The organism is Methylocystis sp. (assembly GCF_021731785.1).
Taxonomy (GTDB): Bacteria; Pseudomonadota; Alphaproteobacteria; order Rhizobiales; family Beijerinckiaceae; genus Methylocystis.
Genome location: NZ_JAKFWS010000112.1, coordinates 1 through 2,664, shown reverse-complemented (window position 1 = coordinate 2,664; position 2,664 = coordinate 1). Strand labels below are relative to the sequence as shown.

Sequence of the window (2,664 nt, the reverse complement as noted above, 5' to 3'; positions counted from 1 at the left end):
CTCGATCCACAGCTCCCACAGAACGTCACCGTTGCGATCGTCGATGGCGAAGTATGGCGCATAACTCTCCGGCTTCTCGAAAAGCCTTTTTGCGACATCATTGTAGTGCGCCATCACGAGCGTGAGCACTTCGTTCAGGTGGTCAATCGTATCGAAGACAGGCGCCGCCTCGTCAACAGTCTGGCCCCAGACGACGGAAAGCCATTCGCTTGGCGGGATCATCTCCGGACAAACAAGCACGCCGGCGACAAGACCATCGAGTTCTTCGAGCAGCATGGCCTCCTCGCCAAGGGCGAGGAGTTCATTCTCAAGCTGCTTGAGATGGCGCGGCGCTTTCCGCATGAGGCTTCCACTTCCAGGGAAGGAGATCGTCGATTTTATTGATCGGGTGATCGGCGATGCGGGCGATGACATCCGCAAGCCATGCTTCCGGATCGATGTCGTTGGAGCGCGCCGTTTCGATCAGCGTATACATGGTCGCCGCGCGACGTCCGCCGTCGTCGGAGCCGGCAAATAGATAATTCTTTCTGCCCAAAGTAAGGGGTCTGATGGCGCGTTCGGCGGCGTTGTTCGACATTTCGAGACGTCCGTCATCGACGTAGCGGGTCAAGGCCGTCCAGCGGGAGGTCGCATAGCGGATGGCTTTGGCAAAGTCGCTCTTGCCGCTGATCTTCGCCAGCGTCGCATCGAAGAACGCGCGCAGTTCATCCAAAATGGGATTTGCCCGCTCGCGGCGCGAGTCGACGCGCTCGGCCGGCGATCTACCCTTGATGTCGGCTTCGATGGCGAAGAGCCGCGCGATCATTTCAAGCGCCTGTGCCGCCGCCGGTGATTTTGTCTCGACATGCACGTCGTAGATTTTGCGCCTGGAATGCGCCCAGCACGCGACCTCTTTGAACGGCGCCGGTGCGCCAGTTTTTGGATCGGCCTCGTAGAGGCCGCCAAAGCCGGTATAGCCGTCCGCGTGCAGATGGCCGCGGCAATCCTTCAGCAAGGCATGAGCGCGCTCGGACTTGCGGTCCGCCGAGTAGAGATAGAAAGCCGCCGGCGGCGCCGTCGATCCATAGGGCCTTTCATCGCGCACCGCCGTCCATAACCGGCCGGTCTTCGTCCTGCCGCGCCCCGGATCGAGCACGGGAACCGTCGTATCGTCCGCGTGGATCGCGGAGCCGGCGCGCACATGGCGCGCGATGCGCTCGGCCAGCGGCTCCAGTAGCGCCGCCATATGGCCGACCCAGCCCGACATGACCGAGCGGTCGATCATTACGCCTTCGCGCGCATAAATGTCAGACTGACGATGCAAAGGCAGATGGTCGCAATATTTGGCGACCAGCACATGGGCGAGCAGCGCAGGCCCGGGCCGGCCCTTCTCGATCGGCAGCGTTGGCATTGGCGCCTGAACGATCGTCTCGCAGGCGCGGCAGCTCATCTTCTCCCGCACATGGCGCACGCGCTTGAAGTGCGAAGCGACATATTCCAGCACTTCCCGCTCGTCGGCGCCGATCCGGCCGAACTTCGTTCCGCCGCAGGTCGGGCAGACGCAGGGCGCGTCATGCGTGATCGTCTCAAGCAGAAGATGATCGGGCAAAGGCGTCCGAACCGACGGTTTCTTCGGCGTCGTAGCCGAAGCGCCGCTGTCTGATGCTTCTGTTCGCGCCTGCTGTTCGGCGTCGCTTTCCTCGATATCGCCGATCAGCAGCTCGAGCTGTTCGATGTCCCGATCGAGCTTTTCCGACGATCGCCCGAAGCGCGCGCGCCGCAAAATGGCGAGCTGCATCTTCAGCTTTTCGATCAGCAGCGTTTTGGCGTGAACTTCCGCGGCGAGCGCCGCCGCAAAGCGCCGCAGCTCTGCAGGATCTTCCGGCAAATCAGCAGTGGCGCACGACATGATTTCGTCTACCACAAAACACGCGTCGGCGCAGCTCAAGAATGCCTGGAATCTACAGGAATGCAGGGCGTTTCGGCGCGTCCGGCGCAACCGTCCGGCGCCAGTCGATCCCTTCGATCAGGAGCGCCAGTTGCGCCGCCGTCAGTTGCAGCGCGCCCTCGACAATCGGCGGCCACACGAACTTACCTTTCTCCAGACGCTTGGCAAACAGGCACAGGCCCGACCCGTCCCAGGTCAAAATCTTCACATAGTCGCCGCGCTTGCTCCTGAACACGAAGGCCGCGCCCGAATAAGGATCAGCGCGCAGAACCTGCGCGACATCGGCGGCAAGTCCATCAAAGCCGCGCCGCATATCGACCGGCTTGCACGCCAGATAGACCTTCACGCCCGGCGCGAACTGAAGCATCAAAGAGCGCCCAGCGCGGACAGGACGCGACGCAGCGCTTCGGCGTCGACATCCGCGTCGAGCGACACGCGCGCGCCATTCGGCAGGCTGATCTCCATCGCCCCGCGTCGCGCGCTTCTTCGCGGCTCGCGAACCGGCTTCGTCGACGCCGCCCGCGGCGGCGCCAATGCTGGAGCCGTCACTGCGTTCAGTTCCACGAGCGTCACCGGGACAAACGCCGGCGCGTCGCTGTCTCCCGCCACCGCAGAGGCGTCAGCCTTTTGCGCTGGCGCGCGCCGCCGATCAAGCCAACCCTCGCGGGCGCGGCGTATCCATTTGAAAACGAGATTGGCGTTCAGACCGTGACGACGCGCAACCGCCGCAACAGACG

4 protein-coding genes are annotated in these 2,664 nt (G+C 63.1%); all 4 read right to left on the bottom strand.

From position 1 onward, the window contains the following. Nucleotides 1-342: UPF0149 family protein (locus QZ964_RS16595; protein WP_292532872.1), on the bottom strand; the 342-nt coding region annotated here is incomplete at its 3' end. Continuing rightward, nucleotides 308-1,888, bottom strand: a complete 1,581-nt coding sequence (locus QZ964_RS16590; protein WP_292532870.1) for an IS66 family transposase — start codon at nt 1,886-1,888, stop codon at nt 308-310. The genes QZ964_RS16595 and QZ964_RS16590, both read right to left, overlap by 35 nt. Before the next feature lie 52 nt (nt 1,889-1,940). Further along, nucleotides 1,941-2,294, bottom strand: a complete 354-nt coding sequence (gene tnpB, locus QZ964_RS16585; protein ID WP_196402270.1) for an IS66 family insertion sequence element accessory protein TnpB — start codon at nt 2,292-2,294, stop codon at nt 1,941-1,943. Continuing rightward, on the bottom strand, nt 2,294-2,664 hold a 371-nt coding region (locus QZ964_RS16580; RefSeq protein ID WP_292532867.1), incomplete at its 5' end, for a transposase. The genes QZ964_RS16580 and tnpB, both read right to left, overlap by 1 nt.